Origin of the sequence: uncultured Mailhella sp. (genome assembly GCF_944324995.1) — a bacterium.
In the GTDB taxonomy this organism is placed as follows: Bacteria; Desulfobacterota; Desulfovibrionia; order Desulfovibrionales; family Desulfovibrionaceae; genus Mailhella.
Genome location: NZ_CALUYL010000009.1, coordinates 1 through 15,582, shown reverse-complemented (window position 1 = coordinate 15,582; position 15,582 = coordinate 1). Strand labels below are relative to the sequence as shown.

Annotated in this window: 13 protein-coding genes and 4 tRNA genes; 11 read left to right on the top strand and 6 right to left on the bottom strand. The window is 58.4% G+C overall.

The features are described from left to right. Window positions 1-12 precede the first annotated feature (12 nt). On the bottom strand, window positions 13-1,092 hold the full coding sequence (locus tag Q0K02_RS05355) for an alpha/beta hydrolase (protein WP_294485738.1): 1,080 nt from the start codon (window positions 1,090-1,092) through the stop codon (window positions 13-15). Between the two features lie 623 nt (window positions 1,093-1,715). Here Q0K02_RS05355 and Q0K02_RS05350 point away from each other — a divergent pair. From Q0K02_RS05350 to Q0K02_RS05335, 4 genes are all read left to right on the top strand, one after another. Next, window positions 1,716-2,891, top strand: a complete 1,176-nt coding sequence (locus tag Q0K02_RS05350; protein ID WP_294485736.1) for a M20/M25/M40 family metallo-hydrolase — start codon at window positions 1,716-1,718, stop codon at window positions 2,889-2,891. A gap of 30 nt (window positions 2,892-2,921) precedes the next feature. Next, window positions 2,922-4,286, top strand: coding sequence for a Na+/H+ antiporter NhaC family protein (locus Q0K02_RS05345; RefSeq protein ID WP_294485735.1), 1,365 nt, complete (start codon window positions 2,922-2,924; stop codon window positions 4,284-4,286). Between the two features lie 193 nt (window positions 4,287-4,479). Further along, complete coding sequence (locus Q0K02_RS05340) at window positions 4,480-5,823, top strand: MATE family efflux transporter (RefSeq protein WP_294485733.1); 1,344 nt, start codon at window positions 4,480-4,482, stop codon at window positions 5,821-5,823. Window positions 5,824-5,850: 27 nt separating this feature from the next. Further along, a complete protein-coding gene (locus Q0K02_RS05335; protein ID WP_294485731.1) occupies window positions 5,851-6,768 on the top strand; it encodes a DMT family transporter in 918 nt (305 codons plus the stop codon). A 397-nt stretch (window positions 6,769-7,165) separates the two neighbouring features. On the opposite strand, the gene pepT is transcribed toward Q0K02_RS05335, so the two are convergent. Next, window positions 7,166-8,410, bottom strand: a complete 1,245-nt coding sequence (pepT, locus tag Q0K02_RS05330; protein WP_294485730.1) for a peptidase T — start codon at window positions 8,408-8,410, stop codon at window positions 7,166-7,168. A 28-nt stretch (window positions 8,411-8,438) separates the two neighbouring features. Further along, window positions 8,439-9,995 (bottom strand): AbgT family transporter, encoded by a 1,557-nt coding sequence (locus Q0K02_RS05325; protein WP_294485728.1) that lies wholly within the window; start codon window positions 9,993-9,995, stop codon window positions 8,439-8,441. A gap of 182 nt (window positions 9,996-10,177) precedes the next feature. Here Q0K02_RS05325 and Q0K02_RS05320 point away from each other — a divergent pair, with 182 nt between their 5' ends. Further along, the gene (locus Q0K02_RS05320; RefSeq protein ID WP_294485726.1) at window positions 10,178-10,777 is read left to right on the top strand and encodes a hypothetical protein; all 600 of its coding nucleotides are present in this window, start codon (window positions 10,178-10,180) and stop codon (window positions 10,775-10,777) included. A gap of 44 nt (window positions 10,778-10,821) precedes the next feature. On the opposite strand, the gene Q0K02_RS05315 is transcribed toward Q0K02_RS05320, so the two are convergent. From Q0K02_RS05315 to Q0K02_RS05305, 3 genes are all read right to left on the bottom strand, one after another. After that, window positions 10,822-10,898, bottom strand: a tRNA-Pro gene (locus Q0K02_RS05315). A gap of 25 nt (window positions 10,899-10,923) precedes the next feature. Beyond that, window positions 10,924-10,999, bottom strand: a tRNA-Thr gene (locus Q0K02_RS05310). Window positions 11,000-11,081: 82 nt separating this feature from the next. After that, window positions 11,082-11,765 carry a histidinol phosphate phosphatase domain-containing protein gene (locus Q0K02_RS05305; RefSeq protein WP_294485724.1) on the bottom strand — a complete coding sequence of 228 codons (684 nt, stop codon included), beginning with the start codon at window positions 11,763-11,765 and terminating at the stop codon, window positions 11,082-11,084. Window positions 11,766-11,904: 139 nt separating this feature from the next. Here Q0K02_RS05305 and rsfS point away from each other — a divergent pair, with 139 nt between their 5' ends. From rsfS to Q0K02_RS05275, 6 genes are all read left to right on the top strand, one after another. Continuing rightward, the gene (gene rsfS, locus Q0K02_RS05300; protein ID WP_294485721.1) at window positions 11,905-12,297 is read left to right on the top strand and encodes a ribosome silencing factor; all 393 of its coding nucleotides are present in this window, start codon (window positions 11,905-11,907) and stop codon (window positions 12,295-12,297) included. Beyond that, on the top strand, window positions 12,297-13,820 hold the full coding sequence (gpmI, locus tag Q0K02_RS05295; protein WP_294485719.1) for a 2,3-bisphosphoglycerate-independent phosphoglycerate mutase: 1,524 nt from the start codon (window positions 12,297-12,299) through the stop codon (window positions 13,818-13,820). Before rsfS ends, gpmI begins: the two co-directional genes overlap by 1 nt. A 59-nt stretch (window positions 13,821-13,879) precedes the next feature. Further along, window positions 13,880-14,107, top strand: a complete 228-nt coding sequence (locus tag Q0K02_RS05290; RefSeq protein ID WP_294485718.1) for a hypothetical protein — start codon at window positions 13,880-13,882, stop codon at window positions 14,105-14,107. A gap of 230 nt (window positions 14,108-14,337) precedes the next feature. Continuing rightward, on the top strand, window positions 14,338-14,994 hold the full coding sequence (locus Q0K02_RS05285) for a DUF6198 family protein (RefSeq protein WP_294485716.1): 657 nt from the start codon (window positions 14,338-14,340) through the stop codon (window positions 14,992-14,994). Window positions 14,995-15,046: 52 nt separating this feature from the next. Then, window positions 15,047-15,123: transfer RNA gene (locus Q0K02_RS05280), tRNA-Arg, on the top strand. A 382-nt stretch (window positions 15,124-15,505) separates the two neighbouring features. Then, window positions 15,506-15,581 (top strand) — tRNA-Thr (locus tag Q0K02_RS05275). Window position 15,582 lies beyond the last annotated feature (1 nt).

Genomic DNA, 15,582 nt, shown 5'->3' with positions numbered 1-15,582 from the left:
AAGCATTTGTCCTTACAGATTGGCCTTGAAGAACGCTTCTATCTTGTCGAAGGGAATGACGTCCGTTCTGTCGTACAGATCAACGTGGCTCGCGCCGGGAATGATCATCAGTTCCTTGTTGTCGCCCTTGAGCTTCTTGAAGGCGTCTTCACTGAAATAGCGCGAATGCGCCTTTTCGCCGTGAATGAGCAGCACGGCGCTGCGGATTTCGCCCGCATAGCTCAGCAGAGGCATGTTCATGAACGACAGGGAAGAAGTCGCGTTCCATGCGCCGTTGGAGTTGACGGAACGGGGATGGAATCCGCGCGGCGTCTTGTAGTAGTTGAAGTAATCCTTCACGAACTGCGGCTCGTCGCCCTTGAGGGCGTCGGGCAGTCTGTTCTGCGAAGGCGCTATCCTGCCGGAACGGGCGTCCTGCGTGCGCTGTTCGTTGAGCTGACGGCGCAGTTCATAGCGGGCGTCGGCGTCCATGGAATCAAAGTAGCCGTTGGCCGTGACGCGGCTCATGTCGTACATGGTGGAAGCCACGGTGGCCTTGATGCGCGTATCCATGGCCGCGGCGTTGAGGCCCATGCCGCCGAAGCCGCAGATGCCGATGATGCCGATGCGTTCCGCGTCCACGTCGTCCAGGGTGGTCAGAAAATCCACCGCCGCGCTGAAATCTTCGGTATTGATGTCGGGAGACGCCACGTTGCGCGGTTCGCCGCCGCTCTCTCCGGTGTAGGAAGGATCAAAGGCCAGCGTCAGAAAGCCTCTTTCGGCCATGGTCTGCGCGTACAGGCCGGACGCCTGTTCCTTCACGGCGCCGAACGGTCCGCTCACCGCGATGGCCGCGAGCTTGCCGCTTGTCTGCTTCGGAATGTAGAGATCGCCGACCAGCGTGATTCCGTAGCGATTGACGAAGGTCACCTTCTTGTGATCGACCTTGCTGCTTCTGGGAAACGTCTTGTCCCACTTCTGTTCCAGCGTCATTGTCTTACCCTCCCTGGCAGTGCTGCCGGCAAACGCCTGTTCCTGAGTCATCATCGAAGATCCGGCCAGTGCCGTGATGCCGACAATCGCGCTCATGGCCATGCTGCTTACTTTTTTCATACGGCATTCTCCCCGGGCGCAGGCCCGACTTCATGAGGATGTTCAATTCTGTTGTCTCTCTGATAAAGGAAACGCCCATTCATAGCAAATACTTATATCAAATACCATATTATGCCTGAAAAGCATGGTGATTATGCTGCTCGATGCTCCGATGCACGGTCGTCCCTGCCTTTTCGGGCCGCGGGCTCCGGCAGAGCTCTCCCACCAGATGCGGGAAGATGCGACCGTCCCAATCGTCATCCCGCCCCGCCGAATGACGCATGCCCGGTCAGGTCCCGCAAAGAGCGCAGGCAGGCCATCGCATCCCGATCGGCGACCGTCGGCATTTTCCCAAAGCCTGCCGTTGCGTTTTTCCTTTCATGTCCGGCTCGCGATGCGGACGAACACAGTACATAATTGCATCAGTTCATGCGACGCCACGCGTCTGTACAGTGATGCGCACAAAATGTGACTGCAACGCAGCGTTTTTTCGGGCAGTCTTACTTTGTCATTTATATCACAAAACCTTTCCTGTTCGACGCCGTTTGTAAAAGTATTCTCATGTTGCCTTGTCTCTTGAACATTTTCATGTATGCGGATAGTCTGGGCCATCTTTTTTCAGGAAAACACAAGAGCGGCCGACTATGAACAACAAGACTTTGTGGCGCGAGGCCATGGCATACCTCGACGGCAGGCAGGCGGAAATGCTCCAGCTTCTGAAAAGGCTGGTGGAAATGGAAACTCCCTCCGCCGACAAGGACGCCGTCAGCCGCCTGGCACGCCATCTCGACACCTACTGCGACGCCATGGACATGGCGTGCCGCAAAACGCACTACGACGGAGCCGGCGACGCCCTGACGGCCTGCACGCGGCAGGGAACGCAGCGTCCCATTGCGCTGATTGCCCATATGGACACGGTGCATCCCGCGGGAAGCTGGCCCGAGCTGTTCCGGCAGGACGGCGACAAGCTGTACGGCCCGGGCGTTTTCGACTGCAAGGGCGGCATCGTCATTGCGCTCTTTGCCGTCAAGGCCCTCAGAGCCTGCCGCTACCATGACCGCCAGATCAAGCTGATCCTTTCCAGCGACGAGGAAAGCGGACACATGCTGTCCGGCGGCCTCGGCGGACAGCTTTTCGAGCAGGAATGCGCAGACTGCGCGTTTGCCTTCAACTGCGAGAGCGGCTCCACAAGCAATGAAGTCGTCACGCAGCGCAAGGGCGGAGCCGTGATCCGCATCGACGTGAAAGGCATAGCCGCCCACGCGGGACGCAATCCCGAAATGGGCGCGAGCGCCATACGTACGGCGGCGCGTCTGGTGGAAAATCTGGAATCACTGACCACCCCGGACGGCAATCTGTTCAACTGCGGCAAAATTACGGGCGGCACGGGCTCCAACATCATTCCCGACAGCTGCTCCATCTCTCTCGGCCTGCGCTACCGCTCCAACGCCGACTACGACGACGCCCTGAAAAACATTGAGCGCCTGTGCGCAAAAACACCCCTGCCCGGCACCTCGGCCTCCTTCACGGTGCTCGCCCGCTACCCCGCCATGGAAAAAACGCCGGGAACCGACGCGCTGGCTGCCGTCTATGATGCAGCCTCGCGCGAACTGGGCTACGGACCGGTTTTCTTCGTCTCCACGGGCGGCTGTTCCGACAGCGCCTTCGTCACGCAGACGGGCGTTCCCACGCTATGCGCTCTGGGCATAGGCGGAGCCAATGCCCATACGAAGGAGGAATACGCCCTGCTCTCCTCCCTGGTGCCCCAGTGCAAAAAGCTCGTTGCCGCCATTCTCTCCCTGCCGGACGACAACGCGTAACCTTTTCCGCCGACAACCGACGATCCCGCCATGAACACTTCCGCAAAAAAATTTCAGTTTCCCAACTCGCTGGTCATCGTTTTCGCCATGATGATCCTCGCCGCCGCGCTGACACACGTCATTCCCGCGGGGCAATACGATCTCATTGCAGGCACAAAGCTCCTTGATCCGGCCACCTATCACGCCATTCCCCAGCAAGGCGTTTCTCCCTGGGGCCTGGTGGACGCCGTATTCGCCGGCATGGTCAAGGCCGGTCCCATCATCGTGTTCACCTTTCTCGTGGGCGGCTACTTTCAGGTGCTCATCGCCAGCAACTCCGTGGACGCCTTCATAAGCTGGCTGGTCGGAAGGCTGGGAACCCGCTCCTTTCTCATTCTGCCCGCCGTCATCGTCATCATGAGCATTCTCGGAGCCTCCGGCGTCATGGCGAATCCCGTCGTGGCCACCATTCCCATCGGCGTCATTCTTGCCCGCAGGCTCGGCGCCGACAGCATCACGGGCGTGGCCATCATGTTTCTTGCGGCCTACGGCGGCTACGCCACCAGCCCCGTGTGCGCCATGACCGTGCAGATCGCCCAGCAGATCGCCGGGTTGCCCATGCTCTCGGGCTTCGGATTCCGCAGCGTCGTGTGGCTGGTCTTTCTGCTGCCCACCATGCTGTTCATCGTGCGCTACGCCCGCAGAATCAGCCGCGCGCCGCACGAAGAGCCGACTTCCGCCGCCCCCGACGCTCCCCGAAACGACACTCCGGCGTTCAACGGCCGTCACGCGCTCGCCCTGCTCGGCCTCGTGGCGGGACTCGGCATCTATGTATGGGGTTCCCTCTCCTGGCACTGGGGCATGAACTACATGGCGGGCATCATGATGCTCGTGGCCATGTTCTGCGCCCTCGTCACCGGCATGGGCATGAATGGCTTCGTCGCCGGATTCCTTCAGGGAGCCCGTCAGATGACCTTTTCCGCCATGCTCATCGGCCTTGCCACCGGCATTTCCGTCGTGCTGAGCGAAGGGCACATTCTCCACTCCATCATCTACGGCATGGCCGTCGCGCTGAACAGCCTGCACAGCGTGCTCGTGGCGCCGGTCATGTTCATCTTCAACCTTCTCTTCAACTTTTTCGTTCCCTCGGGATCGGGTCAGGCCGCCGTGGTCATGCCCATCATGGCTCCGCTTTCCGACGTCGTGGACATTTCCCGTCAGACAGCCGTGCTGGCCTTCCAGCTCGGCGACGGGCTCTCAAACGTCATCTTTCCCACCAACGGCACCATGATGGCCAGCATCGCCATGGCGGGCCTCGATTACCGCAGATGGGCGGGATGGGTTCTTCCGCTCTTTCTTCTGTGGACGCTCATGGCCATTATCGTCATGATTGTCGCCGTGGCGACGGGACTCTGAACAGACTTCGGCAATCCTGCCGATCTTCGTCCGACGTTTTGTCGCCCCATTGCTCTTTACAAGCTCCGCCTTCCGGAGCAGATTGACCGCGGACTGCGCCCGACCTCCAAAGCTTGAGGCTCCCGCCCCTGTTCCGGCAAGGCGCATTCCGCCCGCGGGCACCCCGCCCCTTTCACCGCATCCCCTACGTTCCATGTTCCGGCTTCAGAAACAACATATCGACATCCGCCTGCTCCTGAGACTGACCCTGCCCATCTTTCTGGAACTCGTGCTGCAGCTTCTCGTGGGCAACGTGGACAAAATCATGGTCGGCAACGACTACAGTGCCACGGCCATCAATCAGGCCAACACCATTCTCGACATGCTGGCCGTCAGTCTGTCCGTGCTCTCGGCGGCGTCCCTCATCCTCATCAGTCAGTACAAGGGCGCGCACAACAAGGAAAAGGAACAGCAGGTCTATGTGCTTTCCTTCTACTTCAATCTGACCGTCAGCCTCTCCATCGGCGTGCTGCTCGCCGTGCTCGCACGGCCCGTGCTTTCCGCCATCCACGTTCAGCCGGAAATCATGGACGAAGCGGTCATCTATCTGCGCATCACGGGAAGCGGCCTCTTCCTTCAGGCCGTCATGCTGTCGCTGAGCGCCTATCTGCGCAGCAACACCTACATGAAGCAGTGCCTCTTCGTGGCCTTTCTCTTCAACATCATCAACATCAGCGGCAACGCCCTCTTCCTCTGGGGATTCGGCATGCAGGGCGCCGTGGCCGTCGCCATTCCTTCCGTGATCTCCCGCCTCATGGGCGCCCTCATTCTTTTTTATGAGGTCAGAAAATATCTGCGCCTCAACCTCTCCATAACGCAGCTCTTCCGCTGCCGCCGCTCGGAACTGTTCAAAATACTCAAAATCGGCCTTCCCTCCTGCGGGGAATCCATTTCCTATTCCTTCAGTCAGATCGTCATTCTGGCCATCATCAACACGTTCAGCACCATGGAAGCCGTGGTGAAAACCTACGCCACCATGCTCGCCATGTGCTCGTACCTGTTCACTTCGGCCATTTCCCAGGCCATGCAGATTCTGCTCGGCCGGGCGCTCGGCGCTAAACGCCATCAGGAAGCCGAAGAACTCGTGGTCTGGGTCACCGTGGTATCCTGCGCGGCGTCCATCGCCATTTCCGCGGTCATCGCCCTGTTTGCGAACACCATTTTCGACCTTCTGACCGACAATGCCGACGTCATCCACCTCTGCCGCATCGTCATGCTCATCGACATTGCGCTGGAAATAGGCCGCGCCATCAACATCGTCATGGTACGCGCCCTGCAGACCTGCGGCGACGTACTTTTTCCCACCACGCTGGCCATCATTTTCTGCTGGGCCGTGGCCGTTTGCGGTTCATGGCTTCTCGGCAGTGTTCTGGGGCTCGGCATCATCGGCGTATGGGTGGCCATGAGCGCCGACGAACTGTGCAGAGCCGGTATATTCATCGTCCGTTTCCGCCGCGGAAACTGGAAAAACCTTTCCCTTGTCGACGAGAAGAGCTGACCGGCTTTTCCCGCCCCGGAGTGTCCCATGAAAACATTGCATGAAAGACTCGTCTATCTCTACCTCTTCCTCACCTTCTTTCTGTGGGGCAGTCTCTACGTCGTGAGCAAATACGTGCTCGACAAGGTGCCGCCCTTCACGGTTTCCCTCGTGCGGTACGCCATTTCCTTCCTGCTGCTCCTCGTGCTCATACGCATAAAGAAATTCCGGCCCGTTGAGCGTCAGGACTACAAATACATCTTCATGATCGGCTTCTTCGGCTACTTCGTGGCTCTGGTGCTCCAGCTCCTGGGCACCAAGTTTTCCAACGCCTCCTTCGCTGCGCTCGTCAATTCCCTGAATCCCATCGTCATCATGATCATGGCGGCCATCTTCCTGCATGAGCGCCTCACCATCCAGAAGGTCATCGGCCTTGCTCTCGGCATCGTCGGCGTTTACTTCATCATCGGCGGCGTTCACGGCAGCGACATGATGACGGGCATCATCCTTTCCCTCATTTCCGTGCTTCTGTGGTCGTACGTGTCCATCATCATCCGCAAGATCGGACACAAGTACCATCCGCTCATCATCACCGCCTGGAGCATGGGCGTCGCCCTCGTGTTCACGCTGCCCGCCTCCGCCGTGGAACTCATGCACACGCCCGCCGTCTGGGACGCCGGAGTCGTGGCTTCGCTGCTGTACATGGCCGTGATGTGCACCTGCGTCGCCCATCTGCTCTGGAACGAGAGTCTGTCCCTCATAGAAGCCGGAACATGCTCCGCCTTCTATCCGGTTCAGCCGCTCACGGCCACCATTCTCGGCATTCTCTTCCTGGGCGAAGCCGTGTCCCTCTCCTTCTGGATCGGCACCGCCCTCATCCTCATGGGCGTCATGCTCTGCCTCATCCACTTCAGCAAGGCTCCCGCCGCCTGTCAGACCGGCTGCTGCTCTTCCCGCGAGCGCTAAAGGAAACATCGCTTTCACGAATATCGATCCGGTGACGGAACATCTCCGCCGCCGGATCTTGTTTAACCGCCGGAGATTTTCCGCCCCGCCCGCATCGAACATCATCCCTGCAACTCTGCACGGACGCATGCCCCCCTGCCTGCGGCAGTCATCCGAAACACCTGCTCGCCATCGTTGACGCAGATCGACGCGCTTTTCCACCGTGCCACGCGTTCCCGCTCTTTGCCGTTCCCATCTCCGCTTTCCCGGCAGACGGCCGCCCGGCGCGCCGGATGACACGTCTTTGTCGAACCGCGGACCTTTCCCATTCGCCTCGCCGATCGGATGTTTTCGGGCATGAAAAAAGCGCCCCGGCCGACAAGGACGCGAGGCGCTTTTCATCTTGCTGTCAAAAAAATCAGCAGGCGGATTTCTTCGCTGCAAGCTCCAGAATCTTGAGCGTCATCTCAAGAGACTTGCACAGAGACGGAACGGGCAGAAATTCCGCATTGGAATGGAAGTTCAGCCCGCCGGTGAAATAGTTGGGGGTCACAAGGCCCTTGGCGGACAGGGCGGAACCGTCGGTTCCGCCGCGCATGGCGATGGTCTTCGGCTCCACGCCGATTTCGTGCGCGGCTTCGTACATGAGGTCGATGGGCGCTCTGTCTTCGCCGAGCGATTCCACAATGTTGCCGTACACGTCCGTAAACGTCACCTTGATCTTGGCTCTCTTGTGACGGATGCGCGTGAAGTCCACCACGTCCTGCACGTACTTCTTGCGGGCTTCGTAGCACTTCTTGTCGAAGTCGCGAATGTTCATGTGCAGGGTGCAGCGGCTGCTGTTGGATTCCATGCCGGTAAACCACCAGTAGCCTTCCTTGCCGTCGGTGTGCTCGGGCGTCTGCTTGCGGTCGAAGCAGTTGATGATATCGGTGGCCACGAGCAGCGGATTGACAAGCACGCCCTTGGCGGACATGGGATGAGCCGTCACGCCTTCAATTTCAAAGAGCACGCTGCCGGCATTGAACGTTTCATACACGAGTTCGCCCACGGCGCAGCAGTCGATGGTGTAGGCGAAATCGACCTTGAACTTGTTCAGATCCATCAGCTTGGAGCCGCAAAGGCCGATCTCTTCATCGGGCACGAAGGCCACGCGAATTTCTCCGTGCGGTCTGTCGCCGGAAGAGAGCACGTGCAGCATGGTCATTACGTTGGCGATGGCGGCCTTGTTGTCCGCGCCGAGCACGCTGGTGCCGTCGGTGAAGATGATGTCCTGACCCGCGTAGTCCGCGAGCTCGGGATGTTCGGCAAGACGCAGCCAGATATCCTTTTCGGCGTTCAGGCAGACGTCTCCGCCCTCATAGTGCAGCATCTGGGGATGCACTTCGGGCGAAAGCGAGACGGGCACGGTATCGAGATGAGCGACAAAACCCACGGCCGGAGCGCCGGACACGTTGCCCGGCAGTTTGGCGGTCAGGATGGAATGTTCATCGATCTCGATGTCTTCAAGCCCCATGGCCTGAAGTTCGCCTGCCAGAAGACGGGCCAGTTCGCGCTGTCCTTCCGTGCTCGGAACCACGCCCGCGGCGGGATTGCTTTCGGAAGGAACGGCGACATAACGCAAAAAGCGTTCCGTCAGTTCGTCGGCGTATTCATGTTTCATGACTTTTGCCTTCTTGATGCAAGAGAGTTTACTTGACGGGAGGATACACATAGCCGCTGTCAAAGCCCAGCGGAATGCCTATCATCCAGTACATGTACAGCACGAAAGTGAGCACCACGAGCAGCGCCACCGTATAGGGGAGCATCATGGAGCAGAGCGTGCCCACGCCCGTGGCCTTGGCGTACTTCTGGCAGTACATGATGAGCAGCGGATAGAACGGGAACAGCGGCGTGGACACGTTCACGGCGGAGTCGCTCACGCGGAACGCGGCCTGAGTGAGCTCGGGAGAAATGCCCAGCATCATGAGCATGGGCACGAAAATGGTGGACAGAATGGCCCACTTCGACGTGGCCGACGTGATGAGGATGTTCAGCATGCCGGTCAGCAGAATGATGCCGAACAGCGTCATGCCCGAAGGCAGGCCCATGTTCTTCAGGAACTCCGCGCCGGCGATGGCGAGCAGCGTGCCGATGTTGGACTTGCCGAACACGTACAGGAACTGCGCGGCAAAAAACGCGAACACGATGAAGGAAAGGAGCATGGTCAGCACGTGTTCCATGGACTTGATGACGTCCGTGCTGTTCTTGAACGAGCCGGAAGCATAGCCGTACACCAGACCGGGCACGGCGAAGAACAGGAACAGCAGGGGAACAATGGCCTGCATGGCGGGAGCCTTGGGACTGGTCAGGCTGCCGTCGGGAGCGCGGAACAGGGAATGTTCCGGCCAGCACATGGCGAAGAACAGCAGAATGAAGGCCAGCCAGGTGAGGCAGGCGCGACGGAAGGCGCGCTGTTCTTCGGGGCTGATGGGATTCAGCTGCAGATCGGGATCGTTTTCCAGACCGCTGTCGAGAGGCATGGTCATGCGCAGACGGGGCTCGACGATCTTGTCCGTGACATACCAGCACGCGGCGATGACGAAGAACGTGCCGCCCAGAGCAAAGAAGTAGTTGCACAGCACGTTGACGGAATACGTCGGATCAAGAGTCTGCGCGGCCGCCTGCGTGAAGCTCTGCATGACGGGGTCGATGATGGAAGGCGTATAGCTTGCGGTGAAGCCGCCGGCCAGACCGGCGAAGGAGCAGGCGATACCCGCCAGAGGATGACGTCCGCAGGAGTAGAAAATAAGCGCGGAAACCGGCATGAGCACCACATAGGCGGAGTCGGACACGATGTGGCAGAGAATGGAGACGACGATGACGGCGGGAGTGAGGATCTTTCGCGGAATGATGCTCAGCAGCTTTTTAAGCAGCACGTGAATGAATCCGCTGCCTTCGGCAATGCCTATGCCCATGGTGGCCACGATGGTCATGCCGAGCGGCGGGAAGTTCATGAAGTTCTTGACCGAGGAAACCACAAGATCCAGCAGATTCTTCGGGCTGAGCATGTTGAGGACGCGAATGGTTTCTCCCGTGCTCGGATGCTTGTAGTCAAACGAGACGAACGACAGGAGGAAGGACAAAATAATGGCTATCACCAGTGCATAGATGAAAAGCATGGTGATGTGAGGCAGTTTGTTGCCTGCGGCTTCCACGGCGTTGAGGAAGCGGTTCATAGCCCCGACGGGCTGTTGGGGTTTCGACATATGCACTCCTTGGACGATAAAATTCCGGCATACGGTTCTACGCATGCCGGGTATTACAGCGTCAGCAAGGTATTTTGCCCATTTTCACGCCGCTAGGCAAGTAAATCTCCCGTCAAAATTAATAAAATTTGTCCGGACGTTGTGACGCGTGGTCCGGCAGCGTCAACGCGGCTGCGGCACGCATGCTGCAAAGCACTTTGTGTAATCTTTCACCACGCCCGCAACAGAACTTTTTTATCAACACTTTGTGCTTACTGTTTATTTTTATGAATAATGCCGATCAGGCACAGTATTCTTCAGCGGTCATGCTTATAAAAAGCATGCAGGAAAATAAAGATACAGTCAAAGATGAAACACTAGAAAGCAATCGTATCGATCCATGCCGTAGCGTGCTCGCCCACAGATCGGATGCATCGAAGCCCTCAGGAATCGTGTTTCGCCTGCGGGGGACGGTATGTCCGGCGACGCCAACATCTGATTGCCGAAAGCCGCGTCTCTCGATGCGCCGACCTTTTGGTGCGGCAGCCCTTCGTGCGGCTGAATCGTTTCGAGCATCGTGGAAAAGCCCCCAAAACATTTTTCCAGGGCGCATCTTCCCCTCTTTTTTGCAGACAGGACTGACTTTTCCGCAGACACCAGGGCTGACGAACAAGGGCACGCAGAAAAAGACAGGCAAGGAACGACGCGTCCGCGGGAGGGAGAAACGAGAGGACTCTGAGCCCCCCTGCTGCACGAGAAAAGACGGCGCGGCGGAAAGGGATGTCTGCGCAGGAAGAATTTAACAGAGAAGGGAGCTGTGACTCACCATCACAGCTCCCTGAAATTCTGGTCGGGATGACTAGATTTGAACTAGCGACCCCTTGAACCCCATTCAAGTGCGCTCCCAGACTGCGCTACATCCCGACTCTGGCACCGAAAATGAGAAGAATGGAGCTCATGATCAGAATTGAACTGATGACCTCATCCTTACCAAGGATGCGCTCTACCAACTGAGCTACATGAGCATTTCGTCTCTCGGCGAGGTGTGTAATTAGCAGGATGCGGCATGTCCGTCAAGCGTTTCCTGCCGTTTTTTTAATTTTTTCTTCACCGGCGTCTGAGCGTCATAAATTTCTGCGCCAGGGTATGCTCACTCTTTTCCAACAATTTCAATAAATTGCTTTTTCCTTCCTGCTGACCGAACACATCCGCTCCCTTGATGATCTGCATCCAGAACGACCTTGGCGTCATTTCCGCCGCGCAGACGGCTCCGCTCCCCCGCACCAGAGGACAGCCGAAACGCAGCGCCATGCCTGCGGTATGCGCGTTGGTCAACGCGTGCTTCGGCGATGAGGTGAACTCCAGGGCGACGCCCCGCTCCGAGGCAAACGCCGCCGTTTCGGCGTCAATGAGCCCGGGATGCGTCAGAATATCCACCCCCGCCTCCACGGCCGCCATGTTGGAGCCCTCCTCCACCTGATCGCCGAGCGTCTCGCCGTAGGCAAGCACGATTTCCGCACCGGCCTTTCTCGCCTCCGCCGTCACGGTCGGAAGAAGCGCCGGGGGCACGTGACGAAGTTCCACGCCCGTCCGGGCCTCCACATTGGCGTAAAGACTGAGCCGACGCACCTGTGCCGCCAGCGTCTCCAGCTCGGAAAAATTGTCACCGCCGCTCGGCATGACCAGTCCCACGAAGCGCAGACCCGCCAGCGCGGCGTACCGCAGGGCCGATGCGGCGTCCAGTCCCGCCCCGGGAACGCCCCGGGCAATCACGATATGAAAATCAACCATAACTCGCTCCTTCTGCCGTGTGCATACCGGGCCCGGCCCCAAAAGGGAAGAGCCCCCGGGCACATTTGCGCTCCAACTGCGATTGATGTATGCTTACGCCCCATTCCTATAGATTATACCGAGCACATTGAGGGCTACCATGACCAAAGAAAAAAAATATTCCACGCTTCCCGCCTCCGAAAAGGCCCCCGTCATTCAGCAGTGGCTGGCCGAACACAAGGCACGCGATCTGGCCGTATTCCGGCTTCCCGAAGGCAACCCGCTGGCCGACATCGTCATCATAGCCTCGGCCTCCTCCGCGCGTCACGCGCGCAGCCTCGCCGACGGTCTTTCGGAAATGTGCAAGAAGGAAAAATTCGAGATCCTGCGCACCGAAGGCTATCAGGAAGGACAGTGGGTTCTCGTGGACCTCAACGACATCATCGTCCACATTTTTCAGGAGCCGGTCAGGGAACTGTACCATCTTGAGGCCCTCTGGTCCGGCGCCGAAGCGCTGCCCGCCACAGCAGCGGAAGGAAAGGAGAACAATTGATGCCCGTAGTGAAACCTACCCTTTTTCTCATCCTCGACGGCTACGGTCTGGCTCCCGCCGGACCGGGAAACGCCGCCAGCCTTGCTCATACCCCCACGCTTGACCGCCTGCTCGCCATGCCCGGCCTGGGCCGTCTGGACGCTTCCGGCCGTCAGGTGGGGCTTCCCTCCGGATTCATCGGCAACTCGGAAGTGGGTCATCTGAACATCGGCGCCGGCCGCATCGTGTATCAGGACATGACCCGCATCGACATGGCCGTGGAAAGCGGAGAACTGTTCCGCAATCCCGTGCTGCTCGACATGTGCGAACGCGTCCGCGCCCGCGGAGGCCGCATTCATTTCTGCGGTCTGCTCTCCGACGGCGGCGTCCACAGTCACATCAATCATCTGTTCGCGCTTCTGGAACTTGCGCAGCGCGAAGGCGTGCCCGCGCTTGTCCACGCCTTTCTCGACGGCCGCGACACCCCGCCCTGCTCCGGCATCGACTATGTGACCCGTCTGCAGCCCGAGCTTGAAAAAACGGGCGCGCGCCTGGCCGACATGGTGGGCCGCTTCTACGCGATGGATCGCGACAAGCACTGGGAACGCGTGGAACAGGCATGGAACATGATGGTTCACGGTCAGGGTCAGCGCGTCGAGAACGCGCAGGAAGCCCTGCGCGCCGCCTACGCCGAAGGCGAAACCGACGAATTCATCAAGCCCCGCATTCTGCTTGATCCCGCCGAATCCGTCATCCGCGACGGCGACGGCGTCTTCTGCTTCAACTTCCGCGCTGACCGCGGCCGCGAACTGGTGCGCGCTCTCACGGATCCCGACTTCACCGGCTTCGACCGCGGCGTCATGCCCGACATGGCGGCCGTCGCCTCCATGACCTCCTACGAGGCCACGCTCACCGCGCCCGTGGCGTTTTCCAAGCACAACCTCGACAAGACCATGGGCGAAATCGTCGCCGACATGGGCCTGCATCAGCTGCGCATCGCGGAAACGGAAAAATACGCCCATGTCACCTACTTTTTCAGCGGCGGACGCGAAGCCCCCTTTGAAAACGAAGACCGCATTCTTGTCGAATCTCCCCGCGACGTGGCCACCTACGACCTCAAGCCCCAGATGAGCGCCGAAGAAGTCACCGACAAGCTCATTGCGGCCTGGAACAGCGGCAAGTACGACTTTGTGGTATGCAACCTCGCCAATCCCGACATGGTGGGCCATACCGGCGTGCTTGAAGCCGCCATCAAAGCCTGCGAAACCGTGGACGCCTGCGTGACCCGCATCGAAAAGGCCGTCATGGACCGCGGCGGCATTCTGTGCATCACGGCCGATCACGGCAACGTGGAAAAAATGATCGATGAGGAAGGACGTCCGCAGACGGCCCACACCCTGAATCAGACGCCGCTTCTCATTCTGGAGGACGGCAAGACGCATCCCGTCAAAAACGGCAAGCTCGGCGACATCATGCCCACGCTGCTCACGCTCTGGGGCGTGCCCGTCCCGGCGGAAATGACCGGCGACAATCTGCTTGTCTGACATACCGGGCCGGACGCCTTGTCCGGCCCGCTTTTCTGGAATCGTTCACGGAGAAAGGTATGACCTACAGCGAACCGGTAAAGCCCGAAAGCATGGCGCTGCTCTTTGTCTATGTCTGCCCGCACTGCCAGAATGAAGTGGTGCTGGTGTCCCCCGTACAACCCATGACCGTGACCTGCGGTTCATGCCGCAACAGCTTTCCCATCGTGCCGGTGGACGAACGAACCGTGCAGTACGTACACACCATGCTCGGCGACGGAAAAGCCGCGGTCAACCCGAACTTCTGACGAAAACAAAATTTCTCCAGAGGCGCAAACGATCGACGATCACGCAGGTTCCGCACGCCGCGCATTCTGCAAGGCGCTTTCCCCTCGATTCTTAGCGCATGAACATTCCGTGCCGGACAAGCCTGCCTTTCGGCAGGCTTCCTTTTTGAACCGGCTTGCGTTTGTAATCAGTATTGAATAAAATAATATCATATTAATTTATTTCAACAATTCTCTCAGCGGCATTACGGATGAATACTTCACACACAAAGGAGCGCTGCAAGCGCTGGATAATCTTTCTGCTAAGTCTTTTTTTCATGGGCAACGGCATAGCCATGGTCACCAACGCGCAGCTGGGCACGACTCCCATTTCCAGCGTTCCCTACGTCGTAGGCGAAATTTTCGGCTTCTCCATAGGCACGGGCACGTTCTGCGTCAACACGCTCATGCTGCTGGCCCAGATTCCCCTGCTCGGCCGGACCTTCCGACCTCGACAGTTTCTTCAGCTGCCCAGCGTATTCATTTTCAGCATGTTCATCGACCTCGGCATGTGGCTGACCCACACGCTCATTCCTGAAACCTGGCCGCTGCGCATCGTCATGACCCTTATCGGCTGCACCGTCATGGCTTTCGGCATCACGCTGGAAATCACCAGCAACACCATGGTCATTCCCGGCGAAGGCTTCGTGCTGGCGCTTGCCTATCGGCTCAAGCTGCCGTTCAGCAATCTCAAGGTCATCAACGACGTGTCGCTGGTGGTGCTCGCCGCCCTGCTCGGCTGGACCTGCCTGGGACGAATCGCCGGTCTGCGGGAAGGCACGGTCATCACGGCGTTTCTGACAGGATTCATCATCCGCTTCTTCAGCCTCTGCTTCCGTCAGCGCATCGAGCTGTGGTTCAAGAAGTAAATCAAAAATTTTGCTTGACCGCGGGGCAATCCTTACCTACAACACAAGGAGCGCGCTTATAGCTCAGCTGGATAGAGCAACTGCCTTCTAAGCAGTGGGTCGCAGGTTCGAATCCTGCTAGGCGCACCAGATATTTCAAGCACTTATGAGAGAAGTCTTATAAGTGCTTTTTTGTATATCACACCATGTATCACAAAATAAGAACATGGTTCGCTGCGTCACTTTCGAAAATTTCTGTTTCAAGGTGCTGTTCCATGGACCGCACCGGATTCATGATACGACACCAGGCCGTCAATTCTTCTGAATCGTATTCATGCCTTTCCCCTCCTGCCTTGTCGAAGAAAGACTCCCGACGGCGAAGATGCCCCATAACCGGAGCCGGGCAAGGAGCTTCATCAAACGATGCCGAGCATCCAGCCAGACTCCCATAAAAAACGGGAAAAATTTTTTCCTGAAAACTTGACAGGCCGGTTACATCCTGCTAATTACACACTTCGCCGAGAGACGAAAGGCTCATGTAGCTCAGTTGGTAGAGCGCATCCTTGGTAAGGATGAGGTCATCAGTTCAATTCTGATCATGAGCTCCAT

Bases quoted from the DNA above. Each gene is read 5' to 3' on its own strand.
- Q0K02_RS05355 (WP_294485738.1), bottom strand. From the start codon at position 1,092: ATGAAAAAAGTAAGCAGCATGGCCATGAGCGCGATTGTCGGCATCACG.
- Q0K02_RS05350 (WP_294485736.1), top strand. From the start codon at position 1,716: ATGAACAACAAGACTTTGTGGCGCGAGGCCATGGCATACCTCGACGGC.
- Q0K02_RS05345 (WP_294485735.1), top strand. From the start codon at position 2,922: ATGAACACTTCCGCAAAAAAATTTCAGTTTCCCAACTCGCTGGTCATC.
- Q0K02_RS05340 (WP_294485733.1), top strand. From the start codon at position 4,480: ATGTTCCGGCTTCAGAAACAACATATCGACATCCGCCTGCTCCTGAGA.
- Q0K02_RS05335 (WP_294485731.1), top strand. From the start codon at position 5,851: ATGAAAACATTGCATGAAAGACTCGTCTATCTCTACCTCTTCCTCACC.
- pepT (WP_294485730.1), bottom strand. From the start codon at position 8,410: ATGAAACATGAATACGCCGACGAACTGACGGAACGCTTTTTGCGTTAT.
- Q0K02_RS05325 (WP_294485728.1), bottom strand. From the start codon at position 9,995: ATGTCGAAACCCCAACAGCCCGTCGGGGCTATGAACCGCTTCCTCAAC.
- Q0K02_RS05320 (WP_294485726.1), top strand. From the start codon at position 10,178: ATGCTGCAAAGCACTTTGTGTAATCTTTCACCACGCCCGCAACAGAAC.
- Q0K02_RS05305 (WP_294485724.1), bottom strand. From the start codon at position 11,765: ATGGTTGATTTTCATATCGTGATTGCCCGGGGCGTTCCCGGGGCGGGA.
- rsfS (WP_294485721.1), top strand. From the start codon at position 11,905: ATGACCAAAGAAAAAAAATATTCCACGCTTCCCGCCTCCGAAAAGGCC.
- gpmI (WP_294485719.1), top strand. From the start codon at position 12,297: ATGCCCGTAGTGAAACCTACCCTTTTTCTCATCCTCGACGGCTACGGT.
- Q0K02_RS05290 (WP_294485718.1), top strand. From the start codon at position 13,880: ATGACCTACAGCGAACCGGTAAAGCCCGAAAGCATGGCGCTGCTCTTT.
- Q0K02_RS05285 (WP_294485716.1), top strand. From the start codon at position 14,338: ATGAATACTTCACACACAAAGGAGCGCTGCAAGCGCTGGATAATCTTT.